The following is a 15168-nucleotide window of genomic DNA, read 5'->3' as shown; positions in this document are numbered from 1 at the left end:
CGGGCACCGGATAGCGTGGAGGCATGAGTTATGCGTACGACGTCGAGATCCTGCACCTGCTGGTCTCTCCCGCGCATGCCTACTTCGGCCGGGCCAGGGATGGTGCGGCCGACGTCGCCACCACGGATGCGGACAGCGTGGAGGTGGTGTCCGGCAAAGGCATCGCGGGCGACCGGTTCTTCGGCAAGGCAGCCCACATGGATGCGGCCGTAACCCTGTTCGCCATTGAGTCGCTGGACGCCATCGCCGCAGAGCTTGGTGCGCGCCCCTTCGACCCGCTGCTCCCCCGCCGGAACGTTGTGCTCCGCGGCGCCGAACTGGCACCGCTGCTGGGCCAGGACTTCGTTCTGGAGTCTGCGGATGGCCGGGTGGAATTCCATGGCGGCAGGCAGGCCCACCCGTGCGCCTGGATGGACCAGGTCCTGGCGCCCGGCGCGCACAAGGCGATGCGGGGCCGGGGCGGGCTGCGCTGCCGGCCGCTGAGCAGCGGAACACTTCACCGCGGGCCGGCCGTGCTGATCAGCCCCGTGCCGCTGGACCCGGCCCGGGCTGCCGTCCCTTCGCTGCTGAGGCCTGGCCGGCTTCCCTAAGCCTGGGTCTATGCCTCAGCGCCCTGCGGCCGAGGTGAACCGGGCGCCCAGTTCTCCGAAGGCTGCCGCCAGCTCGGGCGGACCCTCCACTTCAAGACCGGCGTCGAACCTGCCGAACGAAGCCGCGAGCGAGATCCAGGACCAGGAGCCCGCTTCCAGCCGGCACCGGCCGGTGCCGAGGGATTCAACTATGCCGTCCCCGGCAAACGGCACGACGTCTTCCGCCGGCAGGTGCAGGACCACGGCGCCCCGGCAGGGCCAGCCGGGACCCGCACCCGGTTCCGCTCCCCGGAACCGGGCAGAGACAAAAGCCTGAACGCTGCCGCCCGGCAGGTCCCGCTGCCGGAACCGGGCACCGGCGGGAAGCTTCGGCGTAATCCGGTCGGCCCGGAAGATCCGCCAGCCGTTCCGGTCCAGGTCCCAGCCCACCAGGTACCAGCGTCCCCGGGTGGCCACCAGATGGTGCGGTTCCACCCGGCGCGGCGGGACGAACCCGCCGTCGTTATCCGGCGCTGTGCCCGCGTAGTCGAAGCGCAGCATCTGACGGGACCGGACGGCTGTGGAGAGGGCCAGGAGCACCTCCGGCTGGACAGACCCGGCGGCACCGGAACCGGCGGGCAGCACGGTGAACTGCAGTGCGTCCAGACGGTGGCGGAGCCGGGAGGGCATCACCTGCCGCACCGTGGCCATCGCCCGGGCGGCGGCCTCCTCGATGCCCGCACCCGTGAGCGGTGCGGACTGCAGCGCGACGGCGAGCGCCAGCACCTGGTCCTCGTCGAAAAGCAGCGGCGGCAGCTCGGAACCCGCCTCCAGGCGGTAACCCCCGTCCGGCCCCTTCAGCGCGGAGATGCGGTATCCCATCTCCCGGAGCCGGTCGACGTCGCGGCGCACGGTCCGGGGGCTGGTCTCGAGGCGGTCTGCCAGCGCCTGCCCAGGCCACTTCCGGGGTGTCTGCAGGAGTGAAAGCAGCTGCAGGAGCCGCGACGTCGTGGTGGTCATACGATAAAAAATAATCGAAGTAGCGGCCAGAACCTGACCTCTACTGCGAGAAGACTGGGTGTTACCGGGAAATACCCGGGCTATCCAGAAGGAGCAACCCATGTCTGTCACCACCACACCCCACCTGAACTTCCGCGGCGAGGCCAAGGCGGCGCTGGAGTTCTACCACTCGGTCTTCGGCGGTTCCCTGGTCGTCGTGACCAACGAGGAGGCCTACAGCGTCGAGCGGCCGGAGGAGGCCGGCCAGGTGAAGTTCGGGCAGGTCCTCGGCGGAAGCGGCTTCGCTGTCATGGCCTACGACGTCCCGTCCAGCGTTCCCTACGACCAAGGGGACAAATCCTTCTTCGTCTCGGTCCGCGGCGACTCGGCGGAGGAGATCACCGATCTCTGGAACCGGCTTGTGGAGGGCTCGACCGTGCTGCAGGACCTTGCCCCCTCGGCCTTCTCCCCCGCCTACGGAATGGTGCAGGACCGCTTCGGCGTCGTCTGGGTGCTGGACGTCGCAGTCGCGTATGCCCCCGCCGGCTAAAAGGCCCGGACACCATTATTGTCGAGGTACCGGCGGTTCTCTCCGCCGGTACCTTTGACATGGGAGCGTTATGGCCTCGGAAGTACTGGTAATTATCGGCATGGGCGGCATGGGGCAGGCGGTGATGCGCCGGTCAGGTGCGGGACGGAAGGTCCTGGTAGCCGACTTCAGCGAAGAGCTGCTGGAGAGCACCGTGGCCACCGCTCTGGGTGAGGGCTACGACGTCGTCTCCCAGCAGGTCGATGTCTCCTCACGGACGTCCGTGGCCGCGCTGGCCGCAACCGCCCGCGAGCTCGGTGCCGTGACCGGCGTCGTCCACACTGCCGGACTCTCCCCCGTCCAGGCACCGGTGGAGGCCATCTGGAAGGTGGACCTGTTCGGTGTGGCAGTAGTGCTGGAGGAATTCGAGAAGGTCATCACCCCGGGCGGTGCCGGGGTCGTCATTTCCAGCATGTCCGCCTACATGGCCGGCGGCCAGATGCCTGCCGACGTGCTGGCAAGCCTGGCCACCGCACCCGCCGATGATCTGCTGCTCAATCCGTTTGTTGCCGGCATCGACCACCCCGGACACGCCTACAGCGTGGCCAAGCGCGCCAACCAGGTCCGCGTCCAGACGGCCAGCCTGCGCTGGGGTGCCCGCGGGGCACGCGTGAACAGCATCAGCCCGGGTGTCATTTCCACCCCGATGGGCCAGCAGGAACTCTCCGGCGAATCCGGCTCGCAAATGCGTGCCATGATCGAGGCCTCCGGCACCAAGCGCCTGGGCACCGCCTTCGACATCGCCAATGCCACGGCCTTCCTGCTCAGCCAGGATGCCAGCTTCATGACCGGCGCGGACCTGCTGGTCGACGGCGGTGCCGTGGCCGCAGTTGATACCGGCCAGCGCAGCCAGGTCACCGGCTGAACTGCTGCGGTCCCGTGGCCCGGCACAGCCGGCCGCGGGACCGCAACCTGACCCGCGGATCCGGCATACTGCATTTGGTTGCCGGTCCGGGACGGCCGTTGCGGAACCACTGATTGCCCGGGCGGCTGCGGTGTGGTCTTATCTGGGTCATGTTGTATGCCACCTCTGCAGACGGAACCCGCATCGCCTTTGACCTGGTGGGCCACGGGCCGCCGGTCATCATTGTCGGCGGCGCCTTTTCAACTTCCGACGCCGGCGCCCCGCTGGCCGACGCACTGAAAGACGCCGGGTTCCAGGCCGTGACCGTGGACCGCCGGGCCCGCGGGGAAAGCAGCGACACGTCCCCCTACTCTCCGCAGCGGGAGGTGGAGGACCTGACGGCGGTCCTGAACGCCGTCGGCGGTGAAGCGGTGGTCCTCGGACATTCTTCGGGGGCGATGCTGGCGTTGCTGGCCGCGGCGGAAGGAGCACCCATCAGCCACCTGTTCCTGTCCGAGCCGCCCTTCCGCTTCGGTGAAGGGGAACCGTCTGCGGACCTTCCGGACCGGCTCCAGTCCCTCGTCGACGCCGACAACCCGACCGATGCCGTGACCACCTTCCAGCGTGAAGGCATCGGCCTGCCCGAAACGATGATCGAAGAGATCCGGACCAGTCCGTTCTTCCCGGCGCTCCTTCCGCTGGCCCAGTCCACCGTCTACGACGCCCGCCTCTCACAGGCCGTATCGACCCCCACGACGGCGATGGCGGAGGTCTCGGTGCCCGTCACGATCCTGCGGGGAACCACCACGTACCCGGTGATCATGGATGCCACCGAGAAGCTGGCCAAGCGCATGCCCCACGCGGTCTTGGTGACAGTGCCGGAATCCCATGACCACTCCCCCGATCCGTCGGGCACCGTGCGCGAAATCCGCCGCCGCATACCGGTGCAGTGACGGACAACCCGGGTGGGAACATGCCTTCCTACCTCGCCCTCCTACGCGGCATCAATGTCGGCGGGCGGAACAAGGTCCCCATGCAGGCCTTGCGGGGGCACCTGTCCGACCTCGGGTACCAGCAGGTCTCCACCTATATCGCGAGCGGCAATGTTCTCCTGGCGTCAAACGATGACGCCGCCTCAATCGGCAGCCGGATCGAAGCCGTCCTTACCGACCATCTCGAACTCGATGACGAACTCGTCAAGGTCCTGGTGCTGGACCGCGCGCAGCTGCATGCCGTCGTCGAGCACCGGCCTGAGAATTTCGGCGAGCGGCCGGACCTCTATCACTCCGACGCGATCTTCCTCATGGGCATCGACACGGATACCGCCCTTGGCGCGTTCCGGCCGCGGGAAGGCATAGACACGGTCTGGGCCGGGGACGGCGTCATCTACTCCCAACGGCTCAGCGCCGAGCTGACCAAAAGCCGGCTCAGCGCCATCGCGGCCTCCCCGCTGTATAAGTCGATGACGATCCGCAGCTGGAAGACCACGCAGAAACTGTGGGACCTGCTGCCCGGGTGACCCGATGAGCGGGGAGATCACCAAGGCCCCGGAGTCGTCTCCCGCCCCGCAACCGTGCGACGCTGGAGGGATGGATTTGGTGGTGTCTCCCGCGCTCACGATTCCCGCGGCTGAACTCGACTGGCGGTTCTCCCGGTCGTCCGGCCCCGGCGGCCAGCACGTCAACACCTCGGACAGCCGCGTCGAACTCTCCTGGAACGTAGCCGGTTCTGCGGTGCTGTCGGAACGGCAACGTCAGCTGCTGCTGCAGCGGCTGAAACGCCGGCTGGTGTCTGGAGTGCTGACCGTGACGGCCTCCGAGCAACGTTCCCAGCTGCGCAATCGGGAAACAGCCCTGGCCAAGCTCGCCGCCCTCGCGGCAGACGGGCTGGCGCCCGGACCTGCCCCGCGCCGCACCACCAAACCCACCCGGGGCTCGAACTACCGCCGCCTCGATGCAAAGAAACAACGGGCTGCCACGAAGCGGCAACGGCAACGGCCGCCGGCTGATTGATTCCGCCGAGGCCTGGGCATCAAGCTAGCCCGACATCCTGACGTAACGGCCGCCCAGCTCCCGGGCCAGAGCGGTGATTTCATCGGGGTCCGGAACCTGCCCCTCACGGCCAGGCAGGACCAGCACCTGCCAATTACTGCCCTCGGCGAAGTACGGAGGTCCGCTTTCCGCACCGTGAACCAGGTCCGAGGCCTTGGACCGGTCTGCCTCATTTTCGTAATGGATGACCTCAACGGCCTCCGTGCACATCCGGTACGCCGGCAGATGCCCGTCGATCTCGATGGTCACGGGTTCGGCGGTGGTGGCAGGGTCGCAGTCCAGGACGGCGGCTACGGCGTCGTACGCGTCGTCGACGGAAGCAAACGAGGACAGGCCGTCCCCGCCCGGAGCCGACTGGCTGCCTTCATCCTCCGGACCGGCCGCCGTGCAGCCGGACAGCAGCAGCACCAAAGCCGCCGCTGCTCCAAATCCCCGTGTTCCGCGCATCAACGTCCGCCCCGTCGTCGTGATTGGTGAGGCACATCATTGCACAGGGCACCGGATCACGTGCCAATGTCCCTCCGGGTGAGTGCGAAGGCAGCGAGCAGCACCAGCAGCGCACTTGTTCCATACAGGGCACCAAGCCCGGCCCAATCGGCCCCGTTGCTGAGCGGGCTGGCACCGAAGGCCCAGTTATACGGTGTCCAGGAGTGGAGGTAGTCCAGGTCCGGATTCTGGTTCGCCACTGCATTGAGGGCATACCCGCCGACGGCGGCCGTAACGGCAGCCGCAAGTGCCCAGACACGGCGGCCGGTGAATGCCCCGGCAGCCAGGGCGACTGACGCGGTCAGCAGTCCCAGCCCAACGAGCGCCGCACACCCGGCCCAGATATGGGAGGGAATCAGTTCGAGCTGTGCCGGGCGGTCGAAGGCCAGCACGGCCAGGCCTGTGAAAAGGCCGAGCAGCATCAGGCGCGTAGCAATGGCGGCGCTGCGCTCCAGGACAAGTTGCACCCGGCTGACGGCGTGGGCCAGAACGAGTTCCAGGGTCCCGCTCTCTTCGTCGCCGGCAATCGCCCGGGTGCCCCAGGAAATGGCGGCGATGGTGAAGAGGGCAAAGCCGATGAGGCCGAAGAACGTCGACTGGGTGTAGCCCGCGCCGGTCGTCAGCTCGTCATAGCCCAGCGCGGAAATGAGTTCGGGCGGCAGACTCTGCAGGAGATCCTGAAAATCCTGGCCGGCCAGGGACGGATAAAGGGGCAGGTACAGGCTCAGGACAGCCAGGATACCCGCCGCCCATCCCAGAAGCGGGCGCCAGGACGCGGCGAGGGAACGGCTGAACAAGGGGAGGCGGCTCATCCGGCGGCACCGCCGCCGGCCGGCCCGGCAGCGGACTCCGGCCCGTAAAACCGCAGAACGGCCTCCTCGAGGTCGGGCTCCTGCACCACCAGGTCGAGGAGGTGATATCCCGCCAGAGCCGTGATCAGGTCCGGCATGTCCCCCGCGAACCGGGCATGGAGTGAGGCTGCATCCCCGTGCCCGGGGTCGGCGGGCACCTGCAGCAGTTCGAATCCGGGCACCCGCCGGAGGCGTTCAATCAGCGCAGGCGCCTCTGCCGCAGTGATTCCAATCCGCACACGGCGGCCGGCGGAAGCCCGGATGCCGGCGGTGCTGGCGGCTGACACCACCGTCCCCGACCGGAGGATGGCCACAGTGTCAGCGGCCTCCTCAATCTCGCTGAGAACGTGCGAACTGAGCAGCACGGTTTGGCCGTTGCTGCTTGCCTCCCTCACCAGGGCCAGGAACTCCTGCTGAACCAGCGGATCCAATCCGCTGGTGGGTTCGTCCAGGATGAGCAGCGGGGGTTGGTGCATGAATGCCTGAATGAGTCCGAGTTTCTGCCGGTTCCCCTTGGACAGGGCACGCACCGGGCGGCCGAGGTCCAGGTCGAGCCGTTCCGCCAGCGCCAAAACGGTTCCGGGATCGACCGGTCCACTGATGCGCGAGAAAAAGCGGAGAAGTTCCCGTCCGCTGACTCTGTCCGCTAGGACCAGATCTCCCGGCAGAAACCCGATTTGACGGCGCAGCGCCGGGCCTCCGCGGCGGGGATTAGCCCCGAGGACGGTTACTTCCCCGGAGCAGGGCCGCAGCAGGTCCAGCAGCAGGCGCATCAGTGTGGTCTTGCCGGCACCGTTGGGACCAATGATCCCGAAGACGCTTCCCGCTGGGACATCCAAGTCGATGCCTTTCAGCGCCTCAACGCGGCCGAAGGACTTATGCAGCCCACGCGTGCGCACAGCGGCTGAGGCAGGGCCAATACCCATGGGTCGAGGCTACGCGCCTGCGGTGGGAGCCGGATAGGAGACGGCAGCCGCGGGCGCAGGCCATGACACGTCCCCCGGCGGATCCTCGCCCACCAGTCCGTCCACGGCCTCGCGGATCAGGTCCGCATGTCCCACGTGCCGGGCGTATTCCTCGATCAGGTCGATCAGCATGCGGCGCAGGCTCCCGGTCTGGCCCTCAATGGCGGGCAGCAGCTGGTCGAGTCCGCCGTCGTCCAGCGCGGCGGCAAGGCGTTGCCGTGAGCGTCCGACGGCGTCGCTCCACAGGGCATAAAGCTCTTCCGGGGTGTCGTCTGCCGCGGTGCGCCAGTCCCAGTCCGGGTCGTGTTCCCAGTCAGCGGCATTCCACGGGGCTCCAGGGTCCTGGCGCCTCAGCTGCCATGTGAACTTCACGGCCTCTACCCCGGCCAGGTGCTTGAGCAGCCCGCCCAGGGTAATGGCGGAGGCACCGACAGTGGCGGTGAGGCCGGCTGTATCCAGGCCGCCGGTCTTCCAGGCGAAGGTGGCGCGCTGCCGGTCCAGGGAACCCAACAGGGTCTCGATTTCCGTTCCGGCCAGTGGAGGTTCGATTTTCGGTGCGGGGTCTTGTTCAGTCATGGGCGGAAGGCTAAGGGGCCGGAAGGGCAGGGTCCACCCGTAATCGGTCTTTACTGCTGGTTCAGCAGCGGGAAGGAGAGAGGAGCTGCTCCACCGTGGTTGACAGCCCTGCCAGGCAGGGCGAGGATCGCGCTATGACTCGGCAGGAAGCCCTCCCCCTCCGCTGCGCCCTGGTGGCGTTCGCCGTCACGGCCCTGCTGCTTCAGGTTGGGGTTGTTCCGCGGGCCGCGGCCCGGTACGCCGCCGCCTATCCGGAGGTTGCGTATTTGGCCGCCCCGTACGTCGCGGTCACCGGGGTGGCGGTGACCGCCTTCGGGGTGGCGTTGCTTGCGGCTTGGCAGTTACTCTCAGCCACGGTAGCGGATACGTCGGCGGCACGTGGGTCGACGGGATGGGCCAACACCGCGGCGGTTTCGCTGGGCGTGATGGCGGTGCTCTGCGCCGGTGTCTTCGCCCATGCAGGGTTTATCGAACACATCGGCGGCCCCGCCATGCTTTTCGGGCTGCTGATCTTCCTCGCCCTCGTCCCCGTGGCCTTTGCCCTGAGATACGGGGTCCTGGGTTGGCTGGAAGAAGAACATTCCGTGCGTTAAACAGCGCTGCCGCCTCAGCGGACCCGAAAGGCCCGCCGCGGCGGCATTGCGTTAGCTCAGCTGGACTGGTCCAGCCCAGGAACTAGAAGTCCCAGTCGTCGTCTTCCGTGTTCACGGCCTTGCCGATCACGTAGGAGGAACCGGAGCCGGAGAAGAAGTCGTGGTTCTCGTCGGCGTTCGGAGACAGGGCCGAAAGGATGGCCGGGTTCACGTCCGTCAGGGTGGACGGGAACATGGCTTCGTAGCCCAGGTTCATCAGCGCCTTGTTGGCGTTGTAGTGCAGGAACTTCTTGACGTCCTCGGCCAGGCCGACGCCGTCGTACAGGTCGTGCGTGTACTGGACTTCGTTTTCGTACAGCTCGAAGAGCAGCTCGTACGTGTAGTCCTTAAGCTCCTGGCGGCGTTCCTCGGGGATGGTCTCCAGTCCGCGCTGGAACTTGTAGCCGATGTAGTAGCCGTGCACGGCCTCGTCACGGATGATCAGGCGGATGAGGTCGGCGGTGTTTGTGAGCTTGGCCCGCGAGGACCAGTACATCGGCAGGTAGAAGCCCGAGTAGAAGAGGAAGGACTCCAGCAGGGTGGAGGCCACCTTGCGCTTCAGGGGATCATCGCCACGGTAGTAATCCGTGATGATCTGGGCCTTCTTCTGCAGGTTCGGGTTTTCCGTGGACCAGCGGAACGCCTCGTCAATCTCCTTGGTCGAAGCCAGGGTGGAGAAGATCGAGGAGTAGCTCTTGGCGTGCACGGACTCCATGAACGCAATGTTCGTGTAGACCGCTTCCTCGTGCGGGGTCAGCGCATCGGGGATCAGAGAGACGGCACCAATGGTGGCCTGCATGGTGTCCAGCAGGGTCAGGCCCGTGAAGACGCGCATGGTGAGCTGCTGTTCTTCCGGAGTCAGCGTGGCCCATGACTGGACGTCGTTGGACAGCGGCACCTTCTCCGGCAGCCAGAAGTTGTTGACCAGACGGTTCCAGACCTCAACGTCCTTCTCATCCTGGATCCGGTTCCAGTTGATCGCCTCGACGCCTTCGATCAGCTTCAGCTTCTCGGTCATGAATAGTTCCTTGTCTTCAAAAATTCGGGGAGAGGGGTGCGGTGACGGCAGGCCTTACAGCATGCAGGAAACGCAGCCCTCAACCTCGGTGCCTTCCAGCGCGAGCTGGCGCAGGCGGATGTAGTAAATGGTCTTGATGCCCTTGCGCCACGCGTAGATCTGCGCCTTGTTGATGTCGCGGGTGGTGGCGGTGTCCTTGAAGAACAGCGTCAGGGACAGGCCCTGGTCCACGTGCTGGGTGGCAGCGGCGTAGGTGTCGATGATCTTCTCGTAGCCGATTTCGTACGCATCCTGGTAGTACTCCAGGTTGTCGTTGGTCAGGTACGGCGCCGGGTAGTACACGCGGCCCAGCTTGCCTTCCTTGCGGATTTCAATCTTCGACGCCACCGGGTGAATGGAGGAGGTGGAGTTGTTGATGTAGGAAATCGAACCGGTGGGCGGTACGGCCTGCAGGTTCTGGTTGTAGATGCCGTGCTCCATGACCGAAGCCTTCAGCGCCTCCCAATCTGCCTGAGTGGGGATGTGGACACCGTCGAACAGTTCGCGGACCCGCTGGGTCTGCGGGACCCATTCCCGGTTGGTGTACTTGTCGAAGTACTCCCCCGTGGCGTACTTGGAGCGCTCGAAGCCGGCGAACTTCCGGCCGGTCTCGATCGCGAGCAGGTTCGATGCCCGCACGGCGTGGTAGACCACCGTGTAGAAGTAGATGTTGGTGAAGTCGATGCCCTCTTCGGAGCCGTAGTAGACCCGCTCACGCGCCAGGTAGCCGTGCAGGTTCATCTGACCCAGGCCGATGGCGTGGGACATGTCGTTGCCCTTGGCAATGGACGGCACCGAGCCGATGTGGCTCATGTCCGACACCGCGGTCAGCGCGCGGATGGCCGTTTCAATGGTGCGGCCGAAGTCCGGGGAATCCATGGTCTTGGCAATGTTCAGCGAGCCGAGGTTGCAGGAGATGTCCTTGCCGGTCTCGTCGTAGGACAGGTCATCCTTGTACGTGGTCGGCTGGGAGACCTGGAGGATCTCCGAGCACAGGTTCGACATGATGATCTTGCCCTCGATCGGGTTCTCCCGGTTCACCGTGTCCTCGAACATGATGTAGGGGTAGCCGGACTCGAACTGGATCTCGGCGAGGGTCTGGAAGAAGTCGCGGGCACGGATCTTGGTCTTCTTGATCCGGGCGTCGTCCACCATCTCGTAGTACTTTTCGGTGACCGAGATGTCGGAGAACGGCATGCCGTAGACCTTCTCGACGTCGTACGGGGAGAACAGGTACATGTCCTCGTCGCGCTTGGCCAGTTCGAAGGTGATGTCCGGGACGACGACGCCGAGCGAGAGGGTCTTGATGCGGATCTTCTCGTCCGCGTTCTCGCGCTTGGTGTCCAGGAACCGGTTGATGTCCGGGTGGTGGGCGTGCAGATACACGGCACCGGCACCCTGGCGGGCACCCAGCTGGTTGGCGTAGGAGAAGCTGTCCTCGAGGAGCTTCATCACGGGGATGACGCCCGAGGACTGGTTCTCGATCTGCTTGATCGGCGCGCCGACCTCGCGGATGTTCGTCAGTGCGAAGGCAACGCCGCCGCCGCGCTTGGACAGCTGCAGTGCGGAGTTGATGGAGCGGCCGATGGACTCCATGTTGTCTTCGATGCGCAGCAGGAAGCAGGAGACCAGCTCGCCGCGCTGTGCCTTGCCCGCGTTAAGGAAGGTGGGGGTGGCCGGCTGGAAGCGGCCCTCGATGATTTCATCCACCATCTGGGTTGCGAGCTGCTCGTCGCCGCGGGCCAGGTGCAGGGCAACCATGCAGACGCGGTCTTCGTAGCGCTCCAGGTAACGCTTGCCGTCGAAGGTCTTCAGCGTGTACGAGGTGTAGAACTTGAACGCACCAAGGAAGGTCTCGAAGCGGAACTTCTTCTTGTAGGCGCGGGTGTACAGCTCCTTGATGAAGGTCATGGAGTACTGGTCGAGCGTTTCCGGCTCGTAGTACTCGTTCTTGACCAGGTATTCCAGCTTCTCTTCCAGGTCGTGGAAGAAGACCGTGTTGTTGTTAACGTGCTGGAGGAAGTACTGGCGCGCAGCAGCGCGGTCGGCGTCGAACTGGATCTCTCCGTTCTTGCCGTACAGGTTCAGCATGGCGTTGAGCTCGTGGTAGCCCAGCCCCTTGTAAGCCTCCGGGAGCTCCTTGGAGTCCGTCACGCCGGCTTCTGCGACTGATGTGTCCAAAACTTTTCCAATCCTTCGTTAACCTTGGCAACGTCCTCGGACGTGCCCATGAGTTCAAATCGATACAGCACGGGGACTTGGCACTTCACGGCGATGATGTCCGCCGCGAGGCAATAGGAGTCCCCGAAGTTTGTGTTGCCCGCGCCGATCACTCCCCGGATCAAGGAGCGGTTGCGCTCATTGTTCAGGAACTTGATGACCTGTTTGGGAACGGCTCCCCGGGCTGCCGCCCCCGGTTGGGCTGCGGTTCCCCCGTAGGTGGGAAGCAGCAGCACGTAGGGCCGGAGGGCCAGCAGTGTTGGCTGGGAGGTGTGGAGCGGGAGCTGGGCCGCGCGGACCCCTAGCTTGTCCACAAAGCGGCGGGTGTATCCCGAGGCTGAGGAGAAGTAGATCAGGGACGCATCCGTTTCCGGCTGCCCATCCCCTGCGGATGCCGATGCCGGCGCGATGCCGGCCCGGCCTGCCATCCCCAGTGTCATGGTTGCTGCGCTCCTGACGGGTAGTGCGCGGGTGGTACGGGGTGCTGCTTAGGGGGAACCGGGGACTTGTAGATCCTCAGAAGCACCTAGGCGGCGCAGGCCTAGGCTACGGAGGAAACCTGCGCCTGGGCGAGCTCTTCGATCTTGTCGGGCCGGAAGCCGGACCAGGAGTCCTGCTCGGTGACGACAACAGGCGCCTGCATGTAGCCCATGGAGCGGACGCGCTCGAGGGCCTCGGGGTCCTGCGACATGTCCACGCTCTGGTACACGATGCCCTTCTTGTCGAGGGCACGGTAAGTGGCGTTGCACTGTACGCAGGCGGGCTTGGTGTAAACCGTAACGGTCATGGCGTGGTCTCCCCTAGTGAAGCATGAAGTCTGTTCTGTGCTGCTTGGTGGTGCTGGTGCTACTGGAATCCATGGTGCTGGATAGCGGCTTGTGGAGCTTGGTGAAGCTCTCGAAGTCTGTTCCTAGATACTACATCCAGTTCCATGCCCAGACACTACATCTAGTGCGCTCCCTAAGGTGGAACCCCTACATGATGTATTACAAGTATGTCATTACGCAGGGCGTCCGTCCACAGTTTGTGCACAGGGAACGCCGCGTAATTAGGCGGGATTTCCGCGCCGCGGCGCGGGTTCTCCACAGCCTGTGCAGAACCGGATGCACATGTGACCGGACAGGCAAGATTCATGCGTGTCGCGTACGGTGGGCGTGTCGGCTCTAGTGCCGGTCAACACTAGATATGGTGGTCCGCCCCGCCGGGGTGGGGAAGGAGCGCACACGGATGGTCAACCCCGTGCACCTGAAGACGCTGCTGGAGGTGATCCGCACCGGATCGTTTGCCGCGGCGGCCCTGCGGCTGGGCTGCACCGCCTCGGCAGTGTCCCAGCAGATGTCCGCCCTGGAGAAGGACACCGGGACGCGGTCGTTCGAACGCTCCGCGCGCACGGTATCCCCCACGGAAGCCGCCGTCGTGATGGCCAGGCACGCCGTGAAGGTGCTCACCGACATGGACGCGCTGCTGGCATCAGCCGCCCGGCCCGGGCCGGGCACCGGGCAGGAGCTGAGGCTGGGCATCTTCCCCAGCCTAGCCACCTTCGCCCTGCCGGAACTGCTTGCCTCGCCCGGATGGCGCGACCTGGGCATTGACCTGCTGCTTTCCGTGGCGGAACCCGCGCAGACCATCCAGGGGCTGCGCACCGGCGGGAACCTCGACGTCGCGCTGGTGTACCAGGTGGGGCAGGGCGGGCTCGCCTGGCCCTCCTCGATCAGCCGCCGGTGGCTGGGCGACGACAACTTCCGGGTGGTGCTGCCCGCATCCTGGGGTATCCGCAGCGGCGCCGAGGTGACCGCCGAGCAGCTCGCGGGAATGCCCTGGATAATGCATCACCCCGGCACCCCCGATGCACTGGTGATTGAACGGCTTTTCGCCAGCTGCAGCCTCCACCCCCGGGTGGCCGCCTACTGCGACGATTTCAACGCCAGCCTGGCGATGGCTTCCGCCGGTCTCGGTGCGGCGCTGGTGCCGGAACTGGCGATGCTGGACCGCCCTGCCGGTACGGTCGTGCTGGATGTCGCCGAGATCAGGCTGGCACGGAGCATCTTCGCCCTGCTCATCCACGAACAGAATGTCCAGGTCGGCCTTTTCCTGGACCGGCTGGCCGATGTGCTGGGCCGGCGGAGCATAGTGCCGCTCCCCACATCCGGCCTTCAGCAGGGCTGAAAAGTCGTTTCCGGAGGAGGGCCCGGGCCATACTCGAAGCATGACCACTGGTGAAAAAACACTCCCCAAACGGTCATTGAGTGCCGTTACCAACCGGGTGACCGGAGTCCTGCGCTACACCCGTTTCCAGCTCGCCTTCAAGGCCACCCTGGCCGTCGGCATCGCCTGGACAGTAGCCCCGCATGTCCCGGGGGTAGCGTCGCAGTACCCGTACTATGCGCCGCTGGGCGCCATCGTCAGCATGTACCCCACTGTCTCCGGTTCGTTCCGCACCGGCATGGAGACCCTCGCCGGCCTTGCTACCGGGATGCTTCTGGCCTTGGGGGCACTGCTGATCGGCACCCCCAACGTCTGGACCATTTCCGTGATCGTCGGCATCGGCGTGCTGCTGGGCGGGCTGCGCTTCCTGGGTGCGTCCGGCCGGGAATACGTGCCCATGGCCGCGCTGTTTGTGCTGGTTCTGGGCGGTGACGACCCGGATGGATACTCGTTCGGCTACGGAGTGCAGATGCTGGTTGGAGTGGTGGTCGGCCTGGCCGTCAACGCCCTCGTCTTTCCACCGCTGCACCTGAACGGCGCGGTTAACGGACTGGTGACGCTGCGGAAGTCGCTGGCGCGCCAGCTGCGGGACATGGGGACGGCTATGGAGGAAACCTGGCCGCCCGAACACGAGGACTGGGCCCAGCGCGAAAGCGAACTGGACGCCCTGACCCGGGAGGTCCGCGAAGCAGTGGAGCTGGCGGACAACAGCCGCCACGGGAACATCCGCAGCCGCAAGTACCGGCGCGATTTCACGGCGGACTACCGGGCGTTGCGGGCCATGGAACGTGCGACCCGGCATGTGAAGGACATGACCGAAGTCCTCACGGATGCCATCTGGCGCAATCCGGAGCACGTAGCCGTCCCGGCCTCCCTGACTGCCCCGCTGGCCAATGCCGTGAATGCCTGCGGCGAGGCAGTGGAGATCTGGGATCCGGGAAGCGAGGAGCAGTCGACGGCGACGGAGGCACTCGTGGAACTGGTGCGTCTGGTTAATACTTCCGGCTCAGCCGAAAGCCCGGTGGACGCGGCAGCGGCCCTGGCCATGGACCTCCGCCGGATCCTGCGGATCATCAACACGGAGGCCGACGACGACGCCTAGGCCCGCGGGCCGGTACCGGACC

18 protein-coding genes are annotated in these 15168 nt (G+C 65.8%); 9 read left to right on the top strand and 9 right to left on the bottom strand.

Annotated elements, in window-relative coordinates:
* Nucleotides 1-23 precede the first annotated feature (23 nt).
* Complete coding sequence (locus QNO10_RS06150; RefSeq protein ID WP_229948687.1) at nt 24-590, top strand: MOSC domain-containing protein; 567 nt, start codon at nt 24-26, stop codon at nt 588-590.
* A 15-nt stretch (nt 591-605) separates the two neighbouring features.
* Here QNO10_RS06150 and QNO10_RS06145 read toward each other — a convergent pair whose 3' ends face one another.
* Nucleotides 606-1589, bottom strand: a complete 984-nt coding sequence (locus QNO10_RS06145) for a helix-turn-helix transcriptional regulator (RefSeq protein ID WP_229948690.1) — start codon at nt 1587-1589, stop codon at nt 606-608.
* A gap of 100 nt (nt 1590-1689) precedes the next feature.
* On the opposite strand from QNO10_RS06145, the gene QNO10_RS06140 reads away from it, so the two are divergent.
* The 5 genes from QNO10_RS06140 (at nt 1690) to arfB (ending at nt 5013) form a co-directional block, all read left to right on the top strand.
* Nucleotides 1690-2118, top strand: coding sequence for a VOC family protein (locus tag QNO10_RS06140; protein WP_229948693.1), 429 nt, complete (start codon nt 1690-1692; stop codon nt 2116-2118).
* 70 nt (nt 2119-2188) lie between these two features.
* A complete protein-coding gene (locus tag QNO10_RS06135) occupies nt 2189-3022 on the top strand; it encodes an SDR family oxidoreductase (protein WP_229948695.1) in 834 nt (277 codons plus the stop codon).
* A gap of 149 nt (nt 3023-3171) precedes the next feature.
* Nucleotides 3172-3954, top strand: coding sequence for an alpha/beta fold hydrolase (locus tag QNO10_RS06130; RefSeq protein WP_229948696.1), 783 nt, complete (start codon nt 3172-3174; stop codon nt 3952-3954).
* Nucleotides 3951-4520, top strand: a complete 570-nt coding sequence (locus QNO10_RS06125) for a DUF1697 domain-containing protein (RefSeq protein WP_229948697.1) — start codon at nt 3951-3953, stop codon at nt 4518-4520. The genes QNO10_RS06130 and QNO10_RS06125 overlap by 4 nt, the downstream gene beginning before the upstream one ends.
* Before the next feature lie 70 nt (nt 4521-4590).
* Nucleotides 4591-5013 (top strand): alternative ribosome rescue aminoacyl-tRNA hydrolase ArfB, encoded by a 423-nt coding sequence (arfB, locus tag QNO10_RS06120; RefSeq protein ID WP_229948699.1) that lies wholly within the window; start codon nt 4591-4593, stop codon nt 5011-5013.
* Nucleotides 5014-5037: 24 nt separating this feature from the next.
* Here arfB and QNO10_RS06115 read toward each other — a convergent pair whose 3' ends face one another.
* Genes QNO10_RS06115 through QNO10_RS06100 form a run of 4 tightly spaced genes read right to left on the bottom strand, consistent with a single transcriptional unit; the run spans nt 5038 to nt 7930 of the window.
* Nucleotides 5038-5499, bottom strand: a complete 462-nt coding sequence (locus tag QNO10_RS06115) for a hypothetical protein (protein WP_229948701.1) — start codon at nt 5497-5499, stop codon at nt 5038-5040.
* 56 nt (nt 5500-5555) lie between these two features.
* The gene (locus tag QNO10_RS06110; RefSeq protein WP_229948703.1) at nt 5556-6350 is read right to left on the bottom strand and encodes an ABC transporter permease subunit; all 795 of its coding nucleotides are present in this window, start codon (nt 6348-6350) and stop codon (nt 5556-5558) included.
* Nucleotides 6347-7315 carry an ABC transporter ATP-binding protein gene (locus QNO10_RS06105; protein WP_229948705.1) on the bottom strand — a complete coding sequence of 323 codons (969 nt, stop codon included), beginning with the start codon at nt 7313-7315 and terminating at the stop codon, nt 6347-6349. Before QNO10_RS06105 ends, QNO10_RS06110 begins: the two co-directional genes overlap by 4 nt.
* A 9-nt stretch (nt 7316-7324) precedes the next feature.
* A complete protein-coding gene (locus QNO10_RS06100) occupies nt 7325-7930 on the bottom strand; it encodes a DinB family protein (RefSeq protein WP_229948707.1) in 606 nt (201 codons plus the stop codon).
* 134 nt (nt 7931-8064) lie between these two features.
* On the opposite strand from QNO10_RS06100, the gene QNO10_RS06095 reads away from it, so the two are divergent.
* Nucleotides 8065-8523: a DUF2975 domain-containing protein gene (locus tag QNO10_RS06095; protein WP_229948710.1), complete on the top strand. Its 459-nt coding sequence runs from the start codon at nt 8065-8067 to the stop codon at nt 8521-8523.
* An 82-nt stretch (nt 8524-8605) separates the two neighbouring features.
* Here the strand turns inward: QNO10_RS06095 and nrdF are convergent, their stop codons facing one another.
* The 4 genes from nrdF to nrdH form a co-directional block, all read right to left on the bottom strand.
* Entirely contained in the window at nt 8606-9580 is a 975-nt protein-coding gene (gene nrdF, locus QNO10_RS06090) for a class 1b ribonucleoside-diphosphate reductase subunit beta (protein WP_229948712.1), read from the bottom strand.
* Nucleotides 9581-9634: 54 nt separating this feature from the next.
* Nucleotides 9635-11800, bottom strand: a complete 2166-nt coding sequence (nrdE, locus tag QNO10_RS06085) for a class 1b ribonucleoside-diphosphate reductase subunit alpha (protein WP_269437827.1) — start codon at nt 11798-11800, stop codon at nt 9635-9637.
* On the bottom strand, nt 11770-12279 hold the full coding sequence (nrdI, locus tag QNO10_RS06080) for a class Ib ribonucleoside-diphosphate reductase assembly flavoprotein NrdI (protein WP_442860252.1): 510 nt from the start codon (nt 12277-12279) through the stop codon (nt 11770-11772). Before nrdI ends, nrdE begins: the two co-directional genes overlap by 31 nt.
* 101 nt (nt 12280-12380) lie before the next feature.
* Nucleotides 12381-12626 (bottom strand): glutaredoxin-like protein NrdH, encoded by a 246-nt coding sequence (nrdH, locus tag QNO10_RS06075; protein ID WP_227901614.1) that lies wholly within the window; start codon nt 12624-12626, stop codon nt 12381-12383.
* 440 nt (nt 12627-13066) lie between these two features.
* Between nrdH and QNO10_RS06070 the strand changes: the two genes are divergently transcribed.
* Together QNO10_RS06070 and QNO10_RS06065 are read left to right on the top strand one after the other, a co-directional pair.
* Nucleotides 13067-14005 (top strand): LysR family transcriptional regulator, encoded by a 939-nt coding sequence (locus tag QNO10_RS06070; RefSeq protein ID WP_229948714.1) that lies wholly within the window; start codon nt 13067-13069, stop codon nt 14003-14005.
* A gap of 40 nt (nt 14006-14045) precedes the next feature.
* On the top strand, nt 14046-15146 hold the full coding sequence (locus QNO10_RS06065) for an FUSC family protein (RefSeq protein WP_229948716.1): 1101 nt from the start codon (nt 14046-14048) through the stop codon (nt 15144-15146).
* Nucleotides 15147-15168: the final 22 nt, after the last annotated feature.

The sequence above is a fragment of the Arthrobacter sp. zg-Y919 genome (assembly GCF_030142045.1).
Taxonomy (GTDB): domain Bacteria; phylum Actinomycetota; class Actinomycetes; order Actinomycetales; family Micrococcaceae; genus Arthrobacter_B.
Note: the sequence above shows the minus strand (reverse complement) of the source record. Positions and strands in the feature narration are given on the sequence as shown.

Bases quoted from the DNA above. Each gene is read 5' to 3' on its own strand.
- QNO10_RS06150 (WP_229948687.1), top strand. From the start codon at position 24: ATGAGTTATGCGTACGACGTCGAGATCCTGCACCTGCTGGTCTCTCCC.
- QNO10_RS06145 (WP_229948690.1), bottom strand. From the start codon at position 1,589: ATGACCACCACGACGTCGCGGCTCCTGCAGCTGCTTTCACTCCTGCAG.
- QNO10_RS06140 (WP_229948693.1), top strand. From the start codon at position 1,690: ATGTCTGTCACCACCACACCCCACCTGAACTTCCGCGGCGAGGCCAAG.
- QNO10_RS06135 (WP_229948695.1), top strand. From the start codon at position 2,189: ATGGCCTCGGAAGTACTGGTAATTATCGGCATGGGCGGCATGGGGCAG.
- QNO10_RS06130 (WP_229948696.1), top strand. From the start codon at position 3,172: ATGTTGTATGCCACCTCTGCAGACGGAACCCGCATCGCCTTTGACCTG.
- arfB (WP_229948699.1), top strand. From the start codon at position 4,591: ATGGATTTGGTGGTGTCTCCCGCGCTCACGATTCCCGCGGCTGAACTC.
- QNO10_RS06115 (WP_229948701.1), bottom strand. From the start codon at position 5,499: ATGCGCGGAACACGGGGATTTGGAGCAGCGGCGGCTTTGGTGCTGCTG.
- QNO10_RS06110 (WP_229948703.1), bottom strand. From the start codon at position 6,350: ATGAGCCGCCTCCCCTTGTTCAGCCGTTCCCTCGCCGCGTCCTGGCGC.
- QNO10_RS06105 (WP_229948705.1), bottom strand. From the start codon at position 7,315: ATGGGTATTGGCCCTGCCTCAGCCGCTGTGCGCACGCGTGGGCTGCAT.
- QNO10_RS06100 (WP_229948707.1), bottom strand. From the start codon at position 7,930: ATGACTGAACAAGACCCCGCACCGAAAATCGAACCTCCACTGGCCGGA.
- QNO10_RS06095 (WP_229948710.1), top strand. From the start codon at position 8,065: ATGACTCGGCAGGAAGCCCTCCCCCTCCGCTGCGCCCTGGTGGCGTTC.
- nrdF (WP_229948712.1), bottom strand. From the start codon at position 9,580: ATGACCGAGAAGCTGAAGCTGATCGAAGGCGTCGAGGCGATCAACTGG.
- nrdI (WP_442860252.1), bottom strand. From the start codon at position 12,279: ATGACACTGGGGATGGCAGGCCGGGCCGGCATCGCGCCGGCATCGGCA.
- nrdH (WP_227901614.1), bottom strand. From the start codon at position 12,626: ATGACCGTTACGGTTTACACCAAGCCCGCCTGCGTACAGTGCAACGCC.
- QNO10_RS06070 (WP_229948714.1), top strand. From the start codon at position 13,067: ATGGTCAACCCCGTGCACCTGAAGACGCTGCTGGAGGTGATCCGCACC.
- QNO10_RS06065 (WP_229948716.1), top strand. From the start codon at position 14,046: ATGACCACTGGTGAAAAAACACTCCCCAAACGGTCATTGAGTGCCGTT.